The 20,162-nt window shown below is 64.8% G+C and carries 14 protein-coding genes; 6 read left to right on the top strand and 8 right to left on the bottom strand.

Features of this window, described 5'->3' with window-relative positions:
* Positions 1 to 15: 15 nt before the first annotated feature.
* Genes D8M36_RS06595 through D8M36_RS06580 form a run of 4 tightly spaced genes read right to left on the bottom strand, consistent with a single transcriptional unit; the run spans position 16 to position 4,660 of the window.
* Positions 16 to 1,134, bottom strand: a complete 1,119-nt coding sequence (locus tag D8M36_RS06595) for an Mrp/NBP35 family ATP-binding protein (protein ID WP_126847709.1) — start codon at positions 1,132 to 1,134, stop codon at positions 16 to 18.
* Between the two features lie 6 nt (positions 1,135 to 1,140).
* Entirely contained in the window at positions 1,141 to 1,803 is a 663-nt protein-coding gene (locus D8M36_RS06590; protein ID WP_065247514.1) for a DUF1003 domain-containing protein, read from the bottom strand.
* Positions 1,804 to 1,808: 5 nt separating this feature from the next.
* Positions 1,809 to 3,131, bottom strand: a complete 1,323-nt coding sequence (locus tag D8M36_RS06585) for a magnesium transporter MgtE N-terminal domain-containing protein (RefSeq protein WP_126847707.1) — start codon at positions 3,129 to 3,131, stop codon at positions 1,809 to 1,811.
* On the bottom strand, positions 3,128 to 4,660 hold the full coding sequence (locus D8M36_RS06580) for an aminopeptidase P family protein (RefSeq protein WP_126847705.1): 1,533 nt from the start codon (positions 4,658 to 4,660) through the stop codon (positions 3,128 to 3,130). Before D8M36_RS06580 ends, D8M36_RS06585 begins: the two co-directional genes overlap by 4 nt.
* Positions 4,661 to 4,732: 72 nt before the next feature.
* Between D8M36_RS06580 and D8M36_RS06575 the strand changes: the two genes are divergently transcribed.
* Both D8M36_RS06575 and D8M36_RS06570 read left to right on the top strand, forming a co-directional pair.
* Complete coding sequence (locus D8M36_RS06575) at positions 4,733 to 5,584, top strand: PHP domain-containing protein (protein ID WP_126847703.1); 852 nt, start codon at positions 4,733 to 4,735, stop codon at positions 5,582 to 5,584.
* A gap of 6 nt (positions 5,585 to 5,590) precedes the next feature.
* Positions 5,591 to 6,940 carry a hypothetical protein gene (locus D8M36_RS06570; protein ID WP_126847701.1) on the top strand — a complete coding sequence of 450 codons (1,350 nt, stop codon included), beginning with the start codon at positions 5,591 to 5,593 and terminating at the stop codon, positions 6,938 to 6,940.
* Positions 6,941 to 6,960: 20 nt separating this feature from the next.
* Here D8M36_RS06570 and D8M36_RS06565 read toward each other — a convergent pair whose 3' ends face one another.
* The 3 genes from D8M36_RS06565 to D8M36_RS06555 form a co-directional block, all read right to left on the bottom strand.
* Positions 6,961 to 8,427 carry a DEAD/DEAH box helicase gene (locus D8M36_RS06565; RefSeq protein ID WP_126847699.1) on the bottom strand — a complete coding sequence of 489 codons (1,467 nt, stop codon included), beginning with the start codon at positions 8,425 to 8,427 and terminating at the stop codon, positions 6,961 to 6,963.
* Between the two features lie 19 nt (positions 8,428 to 8,446).
* Complete coding sequence (locus tag D8M36_RS06560) at positions 8,447 to 8,668, bottom strand: DUF3107 domain-containing protein (RefSeq protein WP_065247520.1); 222 nt, start codon at positions 8,666 to 8,668, stop codon at positions 8,447 to 8,449.
* Positions 8,669 to 8,866: 198 nt separating this feature from the next.
* On the bottom strand, positions 8,867 to 9,478 hold the full coding sequence (locus tag D8M36_RS06555; RefSeq protein WP_074297330.1) for a TetR/AcrR family transcriptional regulator: 612 nt from the start codon (positions 9,476 to 9,478) through the stop codon (positions 8,867 to 8,869).
* A 141-nt stretch (positions 9,479 to 9,619) separates the two neighbouring features.
* Here D8M36_RS06555 and D8M36_RS06550 point away from each other — a divergent pair, with 141 nt between their 5' ends.
* Together D8M36_RS06550 and D8M36_RS06545 are read left to right on the top strand one after the other, a co-directional pair.
* Positions 9,620 to 12,835 (top strand): PD-(D/E)XK nuclease family protein, encoded by a 3,216-nt coding sequence (locus D8M36_RS06550; protein ID WP_126847697.1) that lies wholly within the window; start codon positions 9,620 to 9,622, stop codon positions 12,833 to 12,835.
* Entirely contained in the window at positions 12,832 to 16,128 is a 3,297-nt protein-coding gene (locus D8M36_RS06545) for an ATP-dependent DNA helicase (protein ID WP_238638406.1), read from the top strand. The genes D8M36_RS06550 and D8M36_RS06545 overlap by 4 nt, the downstream gene beginning before the upstream one ends.
* Positions 16,129 to 16,132: 4 nt before the next feature.
* Here the strand turns inward: D8M36_RS06545 and D8M36_RS06540 are convergent, their stop codons facing one another.
* On the bottom strand, positions 16,133 to 17,107 hold the full coding sequence (locus D8M36_RS06540; protein WP_065247524.1) for a phosphotransferase: 975 nt from the start codon (positions 17,105 to 17,107) through the stop codon (positions 16,133 to 16,135).
* A gap of 57 nt (positions 17,108 to 17,164) precedes the next feature.
* Between D8M36_RS06540 and nudC the strand changes: the two genes are divergently transcribed.
* Complete coding sequence (nudC, locus tag D8M36_RS06535; RefSeq protein ID WP_065247525.1) at positions 17,165 to 18,052, top strand: NAD(+) diphosphatase; 888 nt, start codon at positions 17,165 to 17,167, stop codon at positions 18,050 to 18,052.
* Positions 18,049 to 20,145, top strand: a complete 2,097-nt coding sequence (locus tag D8M36_RS06530; protein WP_126847693.1) for an ATP-dependent DNA helicase UvrD2 — start codon at positions 18,049 to 18,051, stop codon at positions 20,143 to 20,145. The genes nudC and D8M36_RS06530 overlap by 4 nt, the downstream gene beginning before the upstream one ends.
* Positions 20,146 to 20,162 lie beyond the last annotated feature (17 nt).

Below are 20,162 nucleotides of genomic sequence, written 5' to 3'. Positions count from 1 at the left end.
CTTCGCAGGTGCGCGTTAGGCGAGCGACAGCGGAAGCTTGCGACCCGCGAGACCGCGCGGCTTCGCGAGGTGGTCGGCGATGCGCATGAAGGCCTTGGAGGCCTCGCTCGAGGAATCGGAAGCGGTAAGAGGCTCACCGGCGTCGGACCCCTCGCGTACGCGGGGCGAAAGTGGAACCTGACCGAGAAGCGGAACTTCCGTGCCCTGATCTTCGCTCAGTTGGGACGCAACGCGCTCGCCGCCGCCGGTCCCGAAGATCTCAAGGCGCTCGCCGCCGTCGACGCTCAGCCAGCTCATGTTCTCGACGACCCCGATGATTCTCTGCTCGGTCGAGCGTGCGAGCGAGCCGATTCGTGAGGCAACGCCGCTCGCCGCCGAATCCGGAGTTGTCACGACAAGAAGTTCTGCCGTGGGCAACACCTGCGCAACGGAGATTGCGACGTCGCCCGTGCCTGGTGGGAGATCGAGGAGAAGAAAATCGAGATCGCCCCAGAACACGTCCGTTGCGAACTGTTCGATCGCGCGGTGCATCTTCGGGCCGCGCCACACGACTGCTTGGTGCTCGGGCACGAAAACGCCGATAGACATGACCTTGACCCCGTGCGCGATCGGCGGCATGAGCAGGTCGTTCACGCGCGTTGGTTGGGTGCTCACGCCGAACATTCCAGGCATCGAAAATCCGTGAATATCGGCATCGAGCACGCCCACGCTGTACCCGAGTCGAGTGAGGGCGAGGGCGAGGTTCGCGGTCACGGTGGACTTTCCGACGCCTCCCTTGCCCGAGCTGACCGCTATGACCCGCGTGAGAGAGCCCGGCTTATTGAAGGGCACCTCGCGGCGCTGAGCTCGCAGCTCGTCGACGAGCGCGCGGCGCTGCTCCTCGCTCATCGTGCCTGACGTGACACGCACCTCCGTGAGCCCAGCGACACGAGAAGCGGCCTCGGCGGCATCTTTTTCAATGCGCGAGCGCATGGGGCACCCCTCGACGGTCATGACGAGGTGGATCAGGGCAACGCCTTCCGCCGTGACCTCAACCGACTCGACCATGCCCACATCGGTGATGGGACGGCCAAGATCAGGGTCGATCACGCGCGTGAGCGCAGAGCGGACCTGCGAGGAGAGGTCAGGACTCACCGTGACTCACTTTGCTTCTTCTGCGCGCATCTGCTCGAGCTCTTCGCGGAGCACGGTGCGGATGTCTTCGCGAAGGAGCGAACGCAAGTGCGCATGGTCGCGTGAGGGCTCGAGGGGATCGGCGCCGTCATCGGTCTCGGCGGCCGGCACCAAATCGTCGTCGCCTGCCTGGATCTCCTCGAGCAGATCGCGAAGCTCGCCGCGCACATAATCGCGGGTCGCGACATCCGCCATGGCAATGCGGAGGCTCGCGATTTCACGCGTGATGAACTCCGTGGTGGCGTGCGCCTTTTCGTTTGATTGGCGATCCTGCTCAGCCTGCACGCGGTCGCGATCGGCTTGGCGGTTATCCGAAAGGAGCAGGAGGGGAGCGGCGTACGACGCCTGGAGCGAGAGGATCAGCGTGAGAAGCGTGAAGTTGAGCGCTCGAGGATCGAACTGGATCGATTCGGGAAGGAAGGTGTTCCATCCGAGCCACACGCCACAAAAGATCGTCATCCCCACGAGGAACGCGGGCGTACCCATGAAGCGCGCGATCGCCTCGGCCATGCGACCGAAACCGTCGTTGTTGTCGTCTTTCGGGCGTCGCCTCGAGAACATGCGCCACAGGCCACGTTTCTTCCGTGCCGGATCGTCGAGCTGGGGGCGCTTCTTTTTGCTTCGTGCCATAGTGCTCACCCCTCCTGATCCGAAATGGCCTTCGCGATTCCCGTGAGATCAATCTGCCCCGTCGATGTCGTCGCGACAGGTTCATCGCTCTCGCGCCAGTCCTCGGGGAGAACGTGGTCGAGAACATCATCGACGGTGACGGACCCTAAAAGCCGGGAGTCCTTATCCACCACGGGAAGTGACACAAGATTGTACGTCGCCATCTCGCGCGTGACGTCATGGAGATGGCTCGTGGGGGCCATCGTCACCTGGTCCTGGTCGATAATCTCCCCCACGGGCCTTTCAGGTCGCTCCCGGAGGAGGTGCTGGAAGTGCACGCCGCCAAGGAGCTTCCCCGTGGGCGTTTCGAGCGGCTGGCGGCACACGTACACCATCGACGCGAGTGCGGGGGAGATCTCCTCGCGCGAAATGAGGGCGAGACAGTGCGCGACCGGGGTCTCGGGAGCCACGATGAGCGGCTCGGTCGTCATAAGGCCACCGGCGGTGTATTCGTCGTACGCGAGGAGACGGCGAACGTCTTCCGCTTCCTCGGGTTCCATGCGCGTGAGCAAGTCCTGGCCGAGCGGCTCGGGGAGTTCCTGGAGGAGGTCCGCGGCGTCATCCGGGTCCATCGCATCAAGAATGTCCGCGGCGCGCTCCGACTCGAGGCCCTGCATGAGCTCGACGCGCGTATCTTCAGGCAGCTCCTCGAGAACCCAGCCGAGACGCTCGTTCGAGAGGTCGCGCACAATGTCGGCGCGACGCTTCGGCTCCATCTCTTGGATGAGGTCTGCGAGGTCAGCGGGCTTGAGATCCGAATAGGAGGCGAGCAGGATTTGAGCGGACTGCTCGGCTTGTGTACCGAACAAACCGCTCACATCGTCGACGCCCACCGTGAGGGTTTCATTCCGGCCCACGAGCTTCGAGAACGCGTTCTTCGCCTTTGCACGGCGCACGTGAAGCTTTGAAATCTCCCATTCCTTGGAGATTTGATCCTGCTCGAGTGCCACGTCCTCGACGAAAGCGTTGCCCGTGCCATCGACGAGACTCACTTCGCGGTCGAGAAGATCACCGATCGCGAGAATCTCACTCTTGCGCATCTCGAACCGACGCATGTTGAGGGAGCCGTCGGAAATCACCTGGCCGGTCGAGATCGAGGTGACCTTTGTGATGGGCAAAAAGATGCGTTTCTTGCCCGGAACCTCGACCACGAGACCAACCGCGCGCGCGGTATGGGTCTCCTGCGGGATGAGGACGACGTCTCGGACTTTGCCGATGCGGTCGCCGAGCGGGTCGAAGAGACCCGTGCCCGCAAGGCGCGCGGCGAAAAAACGCTCGTGGGTGCTCACTTGAGCAGCTCCGCCATCCAGGCCTCGATCGCGTCAATTTCGCGGGGGAGTTCGCGCGAAAGGTTCTCAACGCCGTCCTTCGTGACGAGAACGTCGTCTTCGATCCGCACGCCGATGCCGCGCAGTTCTTCGGGAACGAGTAGGTCGTTTTCCTTGAAGTACAGGCCCGGCTCGATCGTGAAAATCATGCCCTCTTCGAGAGTGGCGTCAAGATACATTTCTCGGCGTGCCTGCGCGCAGTCGTGGACATCCATGCCGAGGTGGTGGCTCGTGCCGTGCACCATCCAGCGGCGGTGGTACTGACCCTCGGGCTTGAGGGACTCCTCGGCGCTCACGGGCAGAAGGCCCCACTTATCGAGACGATCCGCAATGACCTCCATCGCGGTCGCGTGCAGGTCGCGGAACTTCATGCCGGGCTTCGCGACGGCAAACACGGCGTCAGCGGCGTCGAGAACGGCCTGGTAGACCTTCTTCTGCGGCTCGGTAAATGTGCCCGTCACGGGGAGGGTACGCGTGACATCGGCAGTGTAGAGCGAATCCACCTCGCAGCCAGCGTCGATGAGGATCAGGTCGCCCTCCCTCACCGCGCCGTTATTACGCACCCAGTGCAGCGTGCACGCGTTCGGGCCCGAGGCGGCAATCGTGTCGTAACCAACCCCGTTGCCGTCGGCGCGTGCCGTGCGGTTGAAGACGGTCTCCACAACGCGTTCGCCACGCTCGTGGGCGATTGCTTCGGGGAAGTTCCTCACGACCTCGTGGAAGCCCTTGATCGTCGTCGCGACCGCGGTACGCATCTGCTCAACCTCCCACGCATCCTTCACGACGCGAGATTCGGAGGCGCTCTGCTGGAGGAAGTTATTGATGGCGTGGGCTTTTTCCCCGCCTTCGAGACCGTTTTGCTCGCGCAACTCTGCCACGAGCGAATCGATGCGTTCATCGACGCCCTCGATCACAGCGAGATCGAGATTGTCGCCGAGATCCTTCGCGAGTGCGTCGCGGAGGTCATCGATGTGGCGGCACGGCACTCCGATCTGCTCCTCGACTTCTTCGAGCGTGGGACGGCGTCCCACCCACATCTCGCCGTAGCGAGAATCGGCGAAGAACTCGTGCGTTTCGGGGCCGGAGCGCGGCTTGAAAAAGTAGGTCGCGCGGCTCTTGCCGGGGTTGTCGGCATCGGGCTCCACCACGAACACCGAATCGGGCTCCTCATCGGTGCGAAGGCCCGAGTAGTAGGCGAACGCCGTGTGGGGGCGGAACTGGTAGTCGCAATCGTTACTGCGGACCTTGAGACCGCCAGCGGGCAGCACCATGCGGGTTGCGGGCATCGTCTCCACGAGGGAGTCCCGCCTCGCGGGTGTGTAATCGGCGACAGCGCGACGGCCCGACGGGGGCAGGGTCTCATCCCATCCTTGGGTGAGGAAGTCGAGGAAGGCCTGGCTCGTGGGGCGCTGACTGCGGGTATCGCCCCTCGACTTCAGATCGTCGGTGGTATCGGTGGCGTTGGACTTTGAATTCTTGATCTCACTCACCCTTCGATATTCTCACGGGGGAGCCTCAAGAGCCACCCTGGCCACCAACTACGAGGTGTGAGAGGAAGAACGATGCACGCAATTGACCTTCATACCCACTCAGCAGTGTCCGATGGGACGGAAACACCGACCGCCCTCGTTGAGCAGGCACGGGCCGCGGGCCTTGAGGTCATTGCCCTCACCGACCACGACACGGATCGCGGTATCGGTGAAGCACGCGAAGCCGCGACGAGAGCGGGACTCGGGTTCCTCCCCGGAATGGAGGTCTCCGCGAAGCACCGCGGGCGCAGCATTCACCTCCTCGCGCTCGGCAATACCCCTGCCCCCGGCTCTCATTTTGCGCTGGCGCTCGAGGAGGTGCGCGACTCGCGTGAAAAGCGCGCCCAGCGCATTGTCGAGCGGCTCAGTGAGGATTTCCCCATCTCATGGGAGGCGGTGCTCGAGATTGCGAGTGGGCGTGGTGTGAGCGTCGCAAGCGTCGGGCGCCCCCACATTGCCGACGCTCTCACCCGCGCCGGCGTCGTCACGGACCGCTCAGAGGCCTTCCAGTGCATGCTCGCACCCCACTCGCCCTACTACGTGCCCTACCGGGCCCTCGATGCCGCTGACGCGATTGCGGGGATCCACGATTGCGGTGCGCTTGCGGTGGGGGCACACCTCATGACCGGCAAGCGGGGCAAGGGACTCAGTTCCGACGCTTGCCTAGAACTCGTTGAATCCGGTCTTGACGGTCTCGAGGTTTTCCACCGCGAACACAGCGAGCCCGCGCGTGAGGCGCTCTTGACGATCGCGCGCGAGAAGGACCTCATCGTCACGGGCGGGAGCGATTATCACGGAAGCGGAAAACCCAATCGCCTTGGCGAGAACACCACGAGCGAAGAGAACCTTGAGCGGCTTCTCGAGTCGACCTCTGCAAGGTTGTGATGGGTAATGGTGAGCTCTCGACGCGCGAGGCACACGGATGACCTCCGTGAAATGGTCCGGGTGATCATCGGCAAACCGTCGGCATCTATTCCCATGACCGTTGGAACCTTTGCGCTCATTGCCCTCGCTCTTACGGCAACGTCGAGCGTGTGGATTGGGTGGGGGCCAAGCGTGTTTGTGGCCACCCAAAACATTGCGTGTCTCATCGCGAGCGTGGCGGGGGCACTCGTGTTTGCCTGGCGAAGCCTTGCCGAGCGCGCCGTCGAAGAAGCGAGAGAAAAGCAAAATTGGCTTCAGCGCGGGGCTGGGCGCGTATCCCGGCGAATCTCCCCGGCGTTCGTGATCGCTTCCATACTGTGGGGCGCACTTTTTACCTTTGTTCCGGCACTCGTGGTGCTGGCCTTGAGCCTCGTGTGGTGGGGCGTTGGTGATATGAGTGCGATCAATGTGCTCCTGTGGGTGCTGTGGAGCATCGGCACGTGGGCTTTTGTGTCGAGCCTGACGCTTGGCGGAGCCGTGCTCACACTGCGCATCAACAGCGCTTTCGCGATCTTGGCCGCGGGCGTGCTCGCGTATCTCGTTGCCTGGTGGACGCTCCTGTTTGGTGCCTCGGCCGCGCTTCCGGCCCTCGGCGGCTACGTGGATACGCCCTGGTTCTTCTATGAGCCGACGCTCACGAGCGCGGCGCTGCGAGCGCTTTTGTGGCTCGGCGTGGGCATCATCGTGCCGGCGATCGGCGAGCGGTCGCTCACGTGGGCGAGCGGGGGCGTGCTCGTGGCGGCTCTCGCGCTAGCTGGGGGGATCTCGAACGACGGTCGCGTGCAGCCCGTCAAGTCGGCTTTTGAGGCGAGTTGTGCGGGGGAGAACCCCAAAGTGTGTACGCCGCGCCCATTCGAGACCTCGCTTTCGAGGCTTCAGGCTCAGCTTGCGCCCGGGGTTGATCTCTTGCCGAGTGACATGATCCCGAGTGTTGTGGGCACGCACCGGTTCGTCGAGTCCGACGTCTCCACGGCGACGCTCCTCGTTGATCCAAGCGACCGCGAGGCCCTCCCCTCGAACAGGCCGAACCTCGTGCAAACTGCGGGGGCGCTCGGCATGAGCCAATTCATTTCCCCGTGCGGCGGTTTTGCCACGGCGAGCGAAACCAACCTCGCGGCCTACCTCGCATTCCTGAGCCTTGCGACAGGCGGCGAGATCGATCTTCACAAGAGCGGTTCGGCACCGACGTCGGTTGTGCCTCACACCGAGGCGGTAAGCGCGGCCCTCCCCGAAGCTCGTGAGAAGGCCGCGCTTAACCCGAGTGAGTTCACAGCGTGGCTCGCGAGTCACCGCACCGAGATCGCGAACTGCGGTTAGTCGCGTAGGGGCCATGTGCGCTAGTCGTTCTTGCGCTCAACAACTTTGCCGTTGACACGGCGGGTGCGCGAGCGGCGGCGGCGCTTGCGAGGCGCCTTTTCGCCCTCGGTCTTCGCGGCGTGCTCGGTGGAGTTTCGCTCTGCGCGACCGCTTCCGCGACCACCGCGACGGTTCCCACCGCGGTGACGGTGCTCGCTGCGTCGATTACGTGAATCGGGCCCGCCGAGATCCTCGATCTTCTCTGCATCGAGCCCCGCGCGCGTGCGCTTGTTCTTCGGGAGCGTGCCCTTCGCGCCCTCGGGGATGTTGAGGTCGCTGAACAGGTGTGGCGAGGTCGAGTAGGTTTCGCGCGCCTCGGTTGATTCGAGGCCGAGCTGGCGGGCGATGAGCGCCCAGCGTGCGAGGTCTTCCCAGTCGACGAACGTGACCGCCGTACCGCGCTTGCCGGCGCGGCCCGTGCGGCCTGTGCGGTGAAGGAACGTCTTGTCGTCTTCCGGCGCCGTGTAGTTGATGACGTGGGTGACGTCGTCGACGTCGATACCTCGCGCCGCGACGTCGGTCGCGATGAGCACGTCAATCTTGCCCGTGCGGAACGCGCGCAGTGCTTGCTCGCGTGCGCCTTGGCCGAGGTCGCCGTGCAGGGGAGCGGCGGCGAATCCACGCGACTCGAGGTCGTGGGCCGTGCGATCGGCCTCGCGCTTGGTGCGCGTGAAGACGATGGTGAGCCCGCGGCCTTCCGCTTGGAGAATGCGCGCGAGGACCTCGATCTTGTCGAGTTGATGGGCGCGGTAGACGACCTGCGTGATGTCGGCCTTCGTGCGGGCCGTATCGCCTGGATCATGGGCACGAATATGGGTGGGGTGCGACATGAAGCGACGCGCGAGCGCCATGATTTGCGCGGGCATCGTGGCCGAGAAGAGCATGGTCTGGCGTTTTGCGGGTGCGGCCTTGAGGATCTTTTCGACGTCCTCGAGAAAGCCGAGGTCGAGCATCTCATCGGCCTCGTCGAGAACCGCGACCTTCACGTGCGAAAGGTCGAGGTACTTCTGGCGCATGAGGTCAATCAGGCGCCCCGGGGTGCCCACGACGATGTCGACGCCCTTATTGAGGGCTTCGATCTGCGGCTCGTACGAGCGGCCGCCGTAGACCGTGAGCACACGAGCGCCGCCTCGCTTACCCGCGGCCTGAATGTCGGTGCTCACCTGAACCGCGAGTTCGCGTGTGGGCACAACGATGAGGGCCTGCGGCTTACCGAATGCCGAGTCGCTCTCGGGAATATCGCGGTCCACCGTTTCGAGCGCGGGGATGCCGAAGCCGAGAGTCTTACCCGTGCCGGTCTTGGCCTGGCCGATGATGTCCCGCCCCTTCAGGGCGATCGGGAGGGTCATGGCCTGGATCGGGAAGGGGGTGGTAATGCCTTTTTCCGCGAGCGAGGAGACGATGTCCACGCGCACGCCGAAGTCGGCGAAAGTCTGGTTGTCAGTCACGTTCCGGTACTACTTTCCGTTAGCCCAGGAAACCGACGCGGCGCGGCTCTTCGGTCGAGTATTCGACGTAGTTGATGCGCGCCCCGGGCACGAGAACCGTGCGACCTTTGGTGTCTTTGACCGTGAGGAGCGAGCTCTCGGCGATGGCCTTTTCCACGAGTGCGGAGAGATCCTCTGCGCTCATGTCGGTTTCGAGCGACAGTTCCCGCGACGAATGCGTGACGCCAATGCGAATTTCCATGGGGTGTCCTTTTCTCATGTGCGCACTGGGGCGCACGGTTTGCGAGCCGCACTCACCGCACGAACCTCGGTGAAATCGTGGCGAGGATCGGGGGCGCGGCAAAAGGTCAGCGGCGCTCGGCGGGCTGGCCGCGCAGCGCACACTGATCCCAGTGTATCGACCGTGGGCGAAAAAGAGTGCAGCGTTCGCTGAGAGCGGTTACTCGGGATTCTTGGTGAGTTCGTCGTTGCGCGGCTCGAATGCGCGGATGCCGCCCGTGAGCAGCTTCGCGAGTGACGACAGCATCAGTTCGCGGCGCTCATCCGAGGCGCCGTCCGCTTCGCGCGCGATCGCTTGCACCGACGTCACGAATGTGCGCCCCACGACGACTGCCTGCTCGGGGGAGAGCTCGCGAGCACGGGCAAGGAGCGAACCGACTGATTCGGCGGCGCGCGAGGTCGCGCGCGTGACCTCCTCCTGTACGCGTTCTGTCACGTATTCGCTCCCGAAAAAGAGCTTGAGCATGCTTGAGCGCGTGTCGAACACACCGAAGAACACCTCGATGCCCTCGCGCACGCGGTCTTTGGTCGAAGCCCCCTCGAAAGCGAAGTCGTCGATACGAGCGCGAAGAACTTCACCGATGTGCTCGATCACGGCGATGTAGAGATCCTCTTTAGAATCGAAGTGCTGGTAAAGCACGGGCTTTGTGACACCAGCGGCCTCGGCGATGTCGTCCATCGACGTGGGATGGTACCCGCGCTCACCGAAACACGACGTGGCGACGTCGAGAAGCTGGGCGCGGCGTTCTGCGCGAGGAAGGCGGCGGCGCATGGTGTCTCCTGGTGGTTCGGGTAGGCGTTGGTGATCAACGCGATGGAGTCTTATCTGGGTAGTTTAGTTGTCTCACCCCCATGATGGGATGAAATACCTACATCTAGGCTGGTGGAAGCTCGGTCAGGTAAGGGGAGAAGAATGCAGGAAAAGCCCGCGGGCCTGCGCCTTGCGTCGATGACTGCCCCGTCAAAACTCGCGAATTTTACGAGGGACACTCCGGGCGTGGCGGCAGCGCACGTGCTCGAGTGCGTGGAGCGAGGGATTCCGACGTTCGCCTACGGTCCACCGAGAAGCGGAAAATCCTCCCTGTGCGCCCACGCTGCATGGGAAGCGATGCGTGAGGGAACTCAGGCCCGGTCCGTCGTGCTTCTCGCTCCCACGAGGGAGCGCGCCGCGCTTCTTCGCGACGAGCTTTCGCGTCGCGCCATGGCAGCCCATGGCAGGGGCGCTGAGCGGCGGCGTGAACTTCCCACCATCATGACGCCGCTCGCCTACGCGTTCGCCCTCGTGAGTGAGGAAGCGGCGCGGAACGGGCGCGCACAGCCGAGCCTTGTGACCGGTGCGGATCAGGACGCGCTTCTCGAAGAGCTCCTCGCGGAGATTCCTACGACGTGGCCAGAATCGATCGACCCGGCGGCCCTCTCTCTCGCGGGTTTTCGCGCGGAACTTCGCGACCTCGTGAGCCGTTGCACCGAGCGGGGCATGACACCTGCGCAGCTCGCCGCGCTCGGCGTGGAATTCAGGCGCGAGGAATGGCAGGCGGCAGCAAGCGTTTTCGAGTCCTATCTCGACTCGCTCGCGCTGGAGAGCACTATGGCGATCGATGCCGGTCTTCGCCTCGATTCCGGGGTGCTCGTGGATCGCGCGTGCGCGGTGATCGAGGCGGCGGACGAGGTGGCTCTGCTTGCCGTGGATGACGCGCAGGATTTCACCGCGAGTGGCGTGCGAATCGTCACGGCGCTCGCCTCGAGTGCCGCCCGCGTGCTCGTGACGTCGAGCCCTGATACGACTGTCGAGGGGTTCCGCGGAGGCATGCCGGATGCGGCCTCGCGCATGGCGAATTCACCGGCGCTCGCACACCGCGAATGCGCATCGCTCGTGCTTGACGGGGGACTCGATCAACACCCCGCGCTCGCCCGGGTCACAGCTTTACTCGCGTCGCGACTACCGCTCGCGGGGGCCCCGAGCGCGCTGCGGAGCGCAGCGCATGAGGAAAGCACCTCCGAGGCCTTCGCATTCGCGCTCGCCGCGAATGACGAGGGCGAGGCGCGCGACATCGCCACAGCTATCCGTCTTCTCGGGGCCGTGCACGACGTCTCTCGCGACGATATCGCCGTCGTCTGCCGTTCCGCCTCGGCTGCACGCGCCCTTGCAGAGCGCCTCACACGCGTGGGAATCGACGCTGAGGCCCCTCTTCGCGCGAATCCGCTGCGAGACGAGCCCGTCATCCGTGATCTCTTCACGATCCTCGCGTGGGCTCTCGGGATGCAGCAGCTACGCGCCGAGCGACTCGTGGAGATCTTGCGTGGGCCCTGGGGCGGAATGGACGACGGCATGCTGCGTGAGCTGCGTCGTTGGGCCCTCGCACACGGCACGCACACCCTCGGGGATGCGGCGATCCTTGCGATCGTGGAGAACACGGACACGCCGTTGCCGGATGCGACGAAAGAGAGCGAGGGCACGGCACATGGCAGGGAGCGCTATCTCCGTGCGGTCACGGCGCCCCTTCGGCGACTGCGGCGCATGCGCGAGGCCATCGTGGCCGCTCGAGAGAACGGAATCCTCCCGCTCCTGTGGGCCGCGTGGGAGTCCTCGCACCTCGCTACTCGGTGGCAGAACGACGCGATCGCCCTGGCCTCAACCGTGCAGGCTCGATCGCGCGCAAAACTCGCCAACTCACGTCTCGATTCTCTCGGAGCGCTCTTCACGGCCGCCGACCGCTACGAGGAACGCCGCGGAGGCGACGACATCGCCGTCTTCATGGCCCATATTGAAGCCCAGGCCGTCCCGGAAGATTCACTCAGCGCCCGCGGAAGGGTGAGCGGCATTGTTCGCGTGCTCACGCCTGCAGCCGTCGCGGGAGAGAGCTTCGATACCGTCATCCTTGCGGGCCTCAACGAGGGAGCTTGGCCGAATCTTCGCCTTCGCTCGGGAATTCTTGGAGCCGCCGATCTTGCGCTCCACCTCGATAACCCTGGCATCGCGCTCAACCGCGCCGAGCTGCGTGCACTTCGGCGAAGTGCAAACCTTAACGACGAGATCCGCCTCGCTATTGCGGCGCTTTCCCGCGCGCGAAACCGCATTCTTGTGACCGCGGTGGAGAGTGAGGACACGGCGCCCTCCGCTCTCTTCCGGGTGCTGTGCAACGACGCGCGAAGCACGGGGATGCCGTTTGGCTGGGTGGCGTCGGCCCTTGCGAGCGCGAACCCGGGGCCGTTCCCCGAAACCCGCCAGCTCGTTGCTGCACTCGCACGTGCGCTCGCGGTCGAGCCACGCGAAAGTCCCGGCAGAACCCACCTCGCTTCGCTCCTTGCTGCGCTCGAGCGTGAAGGTGTCGAAAGTGCGAACCCCGAAACCTGGTACCACCAGGCCCTCACGCGTACCGATGCTCCGTTCCCTTCGGGCAGTACGCTCACCCTCTCCCCGTCGAGCCTTGCGACGGCCTCGCAGTGCCCGCGCGCGTTCCTCCTCGAGAGCGCGGGCGCGCGTAACCCAGGTGGAGCAGCGCAAGAAATTGGCACACTCGTTCACGCGCTCGCCGAGGCCCATCCAAAGGCAGGTGCGGCAGAACTCGTCGCCGAGTTTGCCAAGAGTGAGGTCGCGGAAGACATGGAGAAGCAGAACTGGCGTACGCGAGCCGAGCGCGCGCGCCTCATCCGCATGCTCGAAAAACTTGGCGCGTATCAGAGCGCGCACCAAAACGTCGCCGCGGTCGAAAAGCGGTTTTCGGTCGCGCTCGGCGACGGGGTCGAGATCCGCGGCTCGATCGACCGGATCGAGCGGGAGACGAGCGGCCTTCGCGTGGTGGATTACAAGACGGGGAAAACCGCGAAGTCAAAAGCGGATGCGGAACGCGACCCGCAGCTTGCCGCCTACCAGTACGCGCTCGCGCACGACGGAAGTGGGGAAAAGCTCGAGGGAGCGAGCCTCGTGTACGTTGGCACAGACGCAAAATCGAGTGCTGTACGGTACCAGCCGTCGCTCGGCGAAGGCGATGACCCCGAGTGGTTTGAGAAGCTTGTGCGAGACATTGACGCACGCTTGCGCTCCGCCGGCGTGAGTCTGGTGCGCAACCCCCACTGCACGGTGTGCCCCGTCAAGCGCTCATGTCCGCTCTACCAGGAGGAAATGTGACCACGGTGCGTTTTCACGCGCGCGAGGTCGCGCATCTTCTTGGCCAGCACGAGCCCACGCCTGAACAGGTGGCGGTCATCGAATCGCCTCTCGCCCCAGCCCTCGTCGTCGCGGGCGCGGGAAGCGGGAAAACTGAAACGATGTCGGCGAGGGTCGTGTGGCTCATCGCGAACGGTCTTGTGGAACCCCGACATGTGCTCGGGCTGACCTTCACGAAAAAGGCTGCCCATGAACTCGCCGAGCGTATTGACCGAAGGCTCGCGAGCCTCACCTCGGCGATGGTCTCGGCAGGTATCGAGCCGCCAGCAACACTTGCCGCGAGTACCGTGCAGCTCGGCGGACAATCGCCGCGCGTCGCGACCTACAACGGTTTTGCTCTCGATCTCGTTCACGAGCATGCGCTTCGCATCGGCATCGATCCGGACTTCACCGTGATTCCGCCCGCGGCCGCGTGGCAGATCGCCTACGACCTCGTTGAATCGTGGCAGGGCGAGCTTCCCTTCGACCACTCGAGCGGCACGGTCGCGAGCGCAGTGCTCTCGCTTTCGGGGGCGCTGAGCGATCACTTGCGTACCCCGCGAGAACTTGACGAGTACCTTCGCGAGATCGAGGTCGAGACCATGAATCTCCCGCTCCAGGGTGAGGGTGGGAAAAAGCGCACCGCTCCCGCGAGCGTGAAGCGCCTGTGGCGCATCCTCGAGCAGCGCCGGTCTCTCGTGCCACTCCTCGAGGCATTCGCGCGTGAGAAGCGCGAGCGGGGGGCGATTGATTTTTCCGACCAGGTGAGTCTTGCCGCTGCGATTGCCGAAGCGAGCAGCGAAGTGCGCGAGGATGCGCGCGCGCAGCACCGGGTCGTGCTTCTCGACGAGTTCCAAGATACGTCGGTCGCGCAGCTCCAGCTTCTTGCTTCCCTCTTCGGCTCGGGGCACGCGACGTGCGCCGTGGGTGACCCAAACCAGGCGATCTATGGCTGGCGCGGTGCCTCAGCAGCGTCCCTCTCCTCGTTTGTCGAGCGGTGGGGAAGTGCGGAGTGTCCCGTGCGGCAGTACACGCTCAGCACGTCATGGCGCAATGATGCGGCCCTGCTCACGGGGGCGAATGCCATCAGCAGGCCTCTCGCGGGCAGCACGGCTGGCATCACCGTTCCGACGCTTGCCCCGCGCCCAGATGCGGGCCCCGGTGCGATCACCGTTGCCGCGCACGCGACCGAATTTGATGAGGCTACCGCGATCGCCGAGTGGATCTCGACTATCCGCACCGCGCACGAGGATGAAACCGAAGCCCTCGACGAGGCACCCCCGAGTGCCGCTGTGCTCGTGCGTTCGCGCTCACGAATTCCCGCTCTACAGTCAGCCCTCGAATCCGCGGGGCTGAGCGTGAGCGTTGCCGGCGGCGATTCCCTCCTCGCACAGCGCGAGGTGAGCGACGTTCGCTCTTTGCTCGAGGTCATCAGTGACGCTTCGCGCTCCGATGCACTCGTGGAACTTCTCGAAGGGCCGAGATTCCGGCTCGCCCCTGCCGATATCGCCGCGCTTGGTGCGTGGCGCCGCGCTCTCGAGCGGAGTGCGGGGCCGCGAGCGGCGCTCTCGGACCCCGGCGCCGCCTTCACCCTCGTTGATGCCGTGACCTCGCCGCCGCCCCACGATTTTGTGAGCCCCGCGGGACAGCGCTTGAGCGCCTCCGCACGGGCGCGACTCGCCGGCCTCGCGCAGATCATAAGGGAGGTTCGCGGCGCCCAGGGGCTCGATATTCCGGATCTCGTGACGGTAGCGGTGCGCGCCCTCGGCGTTGACATCGCGCTTGAATCGGATCCGAGTCGCGATCAGCAACACGCGCTCGCGAACATCGAGCGCCTGCGCGCGCACGCGGAGACCTACGCACGCACTGCAAGCGCACCGAGCCTCGAGGCTTTCCTTGCGCACCTCGACGTGTCCGAGACCGAGGAGCGGGGGCTCGAGGCTGCATCCACGCAGGCGAGCGACCCGAACGCCGTCGTCATCTCGACCGTCCACGCCGCGAAAGGTCTCGAATGGGACCACGTCGCGATCGCCTCGCTTACCGAAGGCAGCTTCCCTTCCTACACGCGCCAGAGCGCCGCGAAACCCGAGACCCCGGGGGAGTACCCCGCACCGCGTGAGCCGGGATGGGTCAACGAGCTTTCGCTTGCGACCATCCCCGTTGAGCTTCGTGGCGACGGGGAAATCCTCTCCGAGCTTCGCTGGGCTGAGGCAGCAACGCAGGTGGAGCTTGAGGGGATGTTCGAGGAATTTCGCCTCGACAACGGTGCCGAGAGCCTCCGCGAGGAGCGTCGGCTTATGTACGTTGCCCTCACACGCGCCAAAAAGAGTGCCCTTCTCACCCACTCAGCATGGAGTGAGGGGGCGTCAAAGCCGCGCCAGGCCTCGCGTTTCGTGCACGAGATCAGCGCGCTCGACGGCGTAGAGCTCGTGCAGTGCGAAGGCGAGATCGGTACCGAGAACCCGCTTGAATCTGCCCCTCGCTTCGCCCAGTGGCCTACCGCCCCGCACACGCGGGAAAAAGACGTCAAGGAGGCGAAGGCAGCCGTCGGAACCGCCCGCGCGAGCGGAGTAAATGCCCTCGCTGATATCAGCGAGGAGCCTGACCTCGCCCTTTTCACCGAGGCCACGCGGCACGTGATCGCGAATCTCCGAGCCGAGCACGAAGCGCGCAGCGTGTACCTCCCGTCGCGTTTGAGCCCTTCGGATCTCGTAGCGCTCTCGGGTGCGAATGCGCCAGAGCGCGTGCGTGAACTCGTGCGGCCCATGCCCCGTAAGCCCTCCACGAGCGCGCGTCTCGGCACGCGTTTTCACGCCTGGGTTGAGGAGACACACACCCACGGCGCCCTTCTCGATGTGGACGACCTCTTGCTCGATCAGGAGGACGACGGCACGCGTGAAAGCTTGCAGGAGCTCAAGACAAAATTCGATCGTTCGATATTTGCGAACATGACGCCCCTTGCGCTCGAAATCCCCGTCTCACTCGCGCTCGAAAGAGCGTTCCTCTCGGGAGTAATCGATGCGGTCTACCCGAATCCGCAAGGCGAGGGCGTGTGGATTGTCGACTGGAAAACGGGGCGTGTGCCCTCGGGCGAGGAGCTCGCACGCAAGGCGCTTCAGCTCACCGTGTACCGCCTCGCGTGGCACCAGAAAACGGGTGTGCCACTCGAGAACATCGAGACGAAGTTCCACTACGTTGCGGCTGAGCGCACGGTGGAGATCACGCAGCATCCACGTGAGGAAGAGCTGGTCGAGCTCCTCGCCCAGCTCGGGTAGGAGATCAGCGCTCCGGCGTGACCTCGGGGTCGTGCGAGGCGAGCTCATCGAACTCTTGCTCGGCTTCGCGCCGGGCGAGTTCTGCGAGATCATCATCGACGTCGCGCAGCATTTCGAGAGCGTCAGCCACGATCGCCTGATCGTTCGTGTCGTTGCCCGAAAGCAGCCACTCGAGCACGGCGAACTCGCCGACGAGCTGGGTGCGCTCCTCGAGGCGGGCGTCAGGGCGCACATCGAGGTTCGCGCAATAGGCCGTGAAGAATGCCTCGAAGGCGGGGGCGTCCAGGCCGTGGAGCATCCACGTGAGGTCGCGAGCAGGGTCGGCGACCTGTGCATTTTCCCATCCCGTGAAGCCCGAAACCTCAGTGCCAACGGCGAGGGCCGTATCCTCATTGATCGAGCCGTGGGTGAAACGAGGAGTGAACTGCCACAGCGAATCCTCCGCGAGCAAGTGGTTCCAGCGCTGCGCAACGGCCGACGGAATCGGGTGCTCCGCGAGTGCACGTGCGACGCTTGCGCGGTAGTTCGCACGCACCTCTTCCGCCGTGAATTCCTCGACGCCCGACGCCTGGCACGCAGCCTTCGGCGCGTTGTGGATTGTGGCAACCGCGCGGCCAAGGTTCGCCGCGAGCACATGATCGTGGCTGACTTCATCGAGGTGCAGTGAAGTGCCCTCGAGCGCGAGTGCGATGGCTGCGCGTCCCCCCTCGGGAATCGACGCGAAACCCTGCGGAGCCTGCAAATACGGGGCGAGCTCGGTGCGAGAAAGCGCCTCGAGAACGCCGATCTCCTTCGCGAGACGCGCACCCGCCGTGGGCGTCGAGGGGGCGCTCACGACCCACAGGCGGTCCTGCGTGTCGCGCACGAGCGCAGACTCGATTTCCTCGCCCTCGGGCGTGGTTGAGGAAGTGGCCACGGGAATCACACCGGGAATCCCGGCCGTGGCAAGGGCGGCCAGTGCATAGGAATTTCGTCTCACCCTCTAACCGTAACCATTTCGTGCGCGTTGGATACTGTGGGACACATGCATGCGCCCATGAATTTTCCTCACACGTACCTCACCTCTCATTTCTCGGCACCGGGCGACGCGCGAGGAATCCCCACCCCCGCGGAGGAGGAAATTGAAAAGCACGTGATCCTCGTGCGAGGCGACGAGGTCGCTGTGCACGAGGGCGAGGGCGAGGAACTGCACCTGTGGACCCTCGCGCGCACGGGCACCGTGTTCCTCGGCTCCTGGAAGGACGGCGAGGTATGGGCTCTTGACGCGGAAAGTTCCGCAGACAGTGCGAGAGCGGCACTTCCCGATGGCACCCGCATGCGTAGCCTCCGTGAGATCGCGCCGATGCTCGAGGGGCGTGAACGAAGCCTCGCGCTGAGCGCCGTGGGGATGCTGACGTGGCACCGCGACGCCCGCTACTGCACGCGTTGCGGTAGTGCCGTGCACGCCACTCGCGACGGCTGGTCCCAGACCTGCGAGGGCGGGCACGAAACCTTTCCGCGCACCGACCCCGCCGTCATCACCCTTGTACGCGACGGTCTCGATCGCGCGCTTCTCGCGAAAAACCACCGCTTCACGAACGGCATGGTGTCCGCGCTCGCGGGCTTCGTGGAGCCCGGCGAAGATCTCGAGGATGCCCTCAAACGTGAGGTTCACGAGGAAACTGGCCTCGTCGTGGGTGACCTCGAATACTTCGGTTCCCAGCCGTGGCCGTTCCCACGCTCGATCATGGTGGCGTTCACATCGCGCCTTGCGAACGGTGCCGAAACGGATATCACCCTCCAGCGCGAGGAGCTCGCGAGCGCCACGTGGTTCACGCGCGAAGAGCTGACCGAAGCTCTCGAACGGGGCGACGTGCGCTTGCCGCCCTCGACCTCAATCGCCCATTCGATGATTACCGCGTGGAGGAAGGGAGAGCTTTCGTGAACACCGCACCGACCAGTGGGGCCGAGCGCATCCTCGAGGGGCTCGATCCTGAACAACGCCAGGTCGCTCAGTCGATTGGGGCGCCCCTGTGCGTTCTCGCGGGCGCTGGCACCGGCAAGACCCGAGCGATTACGCACCGCATCGCCTACGCGATCGCGAGCGGCGGCTACGCCCCGAACCACGTTCTCGCGCTCACCTACACCACCAAGGCAGCGGCCGAGATGCGCTCGCGCCTTCGCGACCTTGGGGTGCCGGCCGTCCAGGCACGCACCTTCCACTCAGCGGCGCTCAGGCAGCTCACCTATTTCTGGCCCTCGACTGTTGGAGGCCCCGCGCCTGACCTCGTGGATCGAACTCTCCCACTCGTGGCCCAAGCGATGGGGCGCCTGCACATGCGCGCGGATCCCGCCGCGCTCCGCGACATTTCCGCCGAGCTCGAATGGGCAAAGTCCTCGATGATCTTGCCCGAAGAGTATCCACTTGCCGCAGCGCGCCTATCGCGCGAGGGCGTAGCGGGGTTCGAGCCGCGCACCCTGTCGCGAATCATGACCCAGTACGAGGACCTCAAGACCGAACTTCACCTGATCGACTTTGCGGACGTTCTGCTGCTGACCGCCTCGATGATTCAGGAGCACCCGCACATGGCACATGCCGTGCGCTCCCAATACCGTCACTTCACGGTCGATGAGTACCAGGACATCTCGCCCCTGCAGTTCCGGCTCCTGCGCGCGTGGCTCGGCAATGCGAGCGACGTGTGCGTCGTGGGCGATGCGGCGCAGACGATCTACTCCTATGCGGGTGCCGACTCGAGCTACCTCCTCGATTTCACAAAGGAGTTCCCGCGCGCGAGTGTAATCCGCCTCGAGCGCAACTACCGCTCGAGCCCTCAGATCGTGCAAGTGGCGAACGCCGTGCTCGCGAGGGCTAAGGAAGGTCGGGACTCGCACGTGGAGCTTCGGGCGCAGCGGTCCGACGCCACCCGGCCCCTCGTTGTGGGCTACCCCGATGAGACCGCTGAGGCGCGAGAGGTCGCGAAGTCGATTGCCGAGCTCATTCGTGGCGGGAGAAGCGCGAGCGAAATCGCGATTCTCTTGCGTGTCAACGCCCACAGCGAACGATTTGAGGACGCTCTTGACCGCGAGGGCATCGCGTATCAGGTGCGCGGCGGTCAAAAATTCTTCGAAAGGCGCGAGGTCCACGAGGCGATGAGCGCGCTTCGCGCGGCACTCGGTGCAGGTGGCGGAAATGATCCCGATGTGAGCCGTATTGTGCGCGATGTGCTCTCCTCGCGGGGCTGGTCGGACAAGGCTCCCGAAGCACGCGGCGCGGTGTTCGAGAGGTGGGCGTCGCTCAACGCTCTCGTGCAGGTTGCCGATTCGATTGCCGAGCGCGAGGGCGCGAGCCTCAGGGATGTCGTTGCCGAGCTTGAGGAACGCCGCGAGGCGCAAAGTGCTCCCGTGAGTGAGGCCGTGACGATCGCGACCGTGCACGCCGCGAAGGGGCTCGAGTGGCCCGTGGTGTTCGTTGTCGGGGCGAGTGAAGGCACCTTCCCAATCTCCTACGCGAAAACGGACAGGGAGATCGAGGAGGAACGGCGCCTGTTTTACGTCGCGATGACACGTGCGCGCGACGTTCTCACGGTGACGTGGGCCGCGGCGCGCAGCGAAGGTGCGAAAGCGTCGAGGAAGGCCTCGCGGTTCATTGCGGGGAGCTTCGACCACCGTGACGAAGGTGTCGCTGAGCGAACGGCGATGAAACGTACGACCGGGCGGCGCGGCGCCCGCATTTTTACGACATGCAAAGGTTGCGGCGAAGCTCTCACAACTCCGGGCGAGCAGAAGGTCGGCCGCCACGCGGGCTGCGGGGGCGAGGAGAGCGCCGAACTCTTCGGAAAGCTACGGGCCTGGCGCCGTGAGCGTGCGAGCGAGCTCAAGCGGCCCGCCTTTGCGGTGTTTACCGACTCGACCCTTCTGGCGATCGCGGATCGAGCCCCCGCGAGCCTCGAGGAGCTTCATCAGGTTCCCGGCGTGGGGCAGTCGAAACTCACGCAGTTCGGCGAGGAGGTCCTCGCGATCATCGCCGAGGCACGCTAAGAAGGCAAAGAAGAACC

The organism is Dermabacter sp. HSID17554 (genome assembly GCF_003989295.1).
Taxonomy (GTDB): domain Bacteria; phylum Actinomycetota; class Actinomycetes; order Actinomycetales; family Dermabacteraceae; genus Dermabacter; species Dermabacter vaginalis.
This window is presented reverse-complemented; position numbering and strand designations above follow the sequence as displayed.